The sequence below is a fragment of the Bradyrhizobium campsiandrae genome (genome assembly GCF_014529705.1).
Classification (GTDB): domain Bacteria; phylum Pseudomonadota; class Alphaproteobacteria; order Rhizobiales; family Xanthobacteraceae; genus Bradyrhizobium; species Bradyrhizobium campsiandrae.
Genome location: NZ_JAANIH010000408.1, coordinates 1 through 243, shown reverse-complemented (window position 1 = coordinate 243; position 243 = coordinate 1). Strand labels below are relative to the sequence as shown.

The window sequence follows — 243 nt, the reverse complement described above, 5'->3', positions numbered from 1 at the left end:
ATCCCGGGTCCGGTCATCGGCGGCCTCTCGATCGTGCTGTTCGGATTGATCGCGGCGATGGCCGGCCGGATCTGGGTCGAGAACAAGGTCGACTTCGCCGATCCTGCCAACCTGATCACGGTCGCCGCAAACGCAAACAGCAAGGTCGAATAGACCTTCGTCGCCGCCATGACGCCGATGTTCTCGGCATAGGTGGTGACACCGGTACCGCCACCGCAGGCCGCCACGATGGTCGCAAGACTG

General features: G+C 63.4%; 1 protein-coding gene and 1 pseudogene. One reads left to right on the top strand and one right to left on the bottom strand.

The genetic code is table 11. The annotated features are described in order from the left end of the window. Positions 1-57: 57 nt before the first annotated feature. Positions 58-153 carry a hypothetical protein gene (locus G8O24_RS46300; protein WP_244646471.1) on the top strand — a complete coding sequence of 32 codons (96 nt, stop codon included), beginning with the start codon at positions 58-60 and terminating at the stop codon, positions 151-153. Here the strand turns inward: G8O24_RS46300 and G8O24_RS46295 are convergent. Then, positions 122-243, bottom strand: a pseudogene (locus G8O24_RS46295) (solute carrier family 23 protein); the annotation flags it as partial. The gene G8O24_RS46300 and the pseudogene G8O24_RS46295 overlap by 32 nt on opposite strands.